General features: G+C 64.4%; 1 protein-coding gene. It reads left to right on the top strand.

What is annotated here, in order from left to right; translation table 11 throughout:
- Positions 1–32: 32 nt before the first annotated feature.
- On the top strand, positions 33–630 hold a 598-nt coding region (locus tag IEX32_RS20475), incomplete at its 3' end, for a transposase (RefSeq protein ID WP_188773367.1).

Below are 630 nucleotides of genomic sequence, written 5' to 3'. Positions count from 1 at the left end.
GGTGTCTAGACCAACCTGCAACGAGGCAAGAAATGCCACAGACTACACCCGCCGAGGGCGACGATAGCGCGGCCCTCATTTCGTTTCCAGCAGTACAACGCAAGAAGGTGACTGCCGCCTTCGACGGTGGGCGACTGACCTCAGACGGCGGGGTTCTCCTGCTGGCCCAGGCCGAGCGCGAGATGGACATCTGCGCACAGATTGCCGCCTGCATTGCCGATCCACGCGATCCTTCGCGGGTGGTTCACAAGCTGGATGACATCCTGCGGGCGCGGGTTCTGGCGATTGCCTGCGGCTACGAGGACGCCGACGACCTCGACGCCCTGCGCGACGATCCCGGCTTTCGCCTGGCGCTGGGCAAGTTTCCGGGCTCAGGGCCGGGCCTGGCCAGCCAACCGACGATGAGCCGGTGGGAGAACGCCCCGACCACGCGCGAGCTGGCGCGCATGATGGCGGCGATGGTCGACATCTACTGCGCCAGTTATCCATCCCCGCCCGAAGCGGTAACGCTGGACATCGATGACACCTGTGATGTCGTCCACGGATACCAGCAGCTTTCCTTCTGGAACGGTCATCACGGCGAGCGCTGCTTCCTGCCGATCCACGTCTATGACACGGCCACAGGCAGAC

The organism is Novosphingobium endophyticum (genome assembly GCF_014640675.1).
GTDB lineage: Bacteria > Pseudomonadota > Alphaproteobacteria > Sphingomonadales > Sphingomonadaceae > Novosphingobium > Novosphingobium endophyticum.
This window is presented reverse-complemented; position numbering and strand designations above follow the sequence as displayed.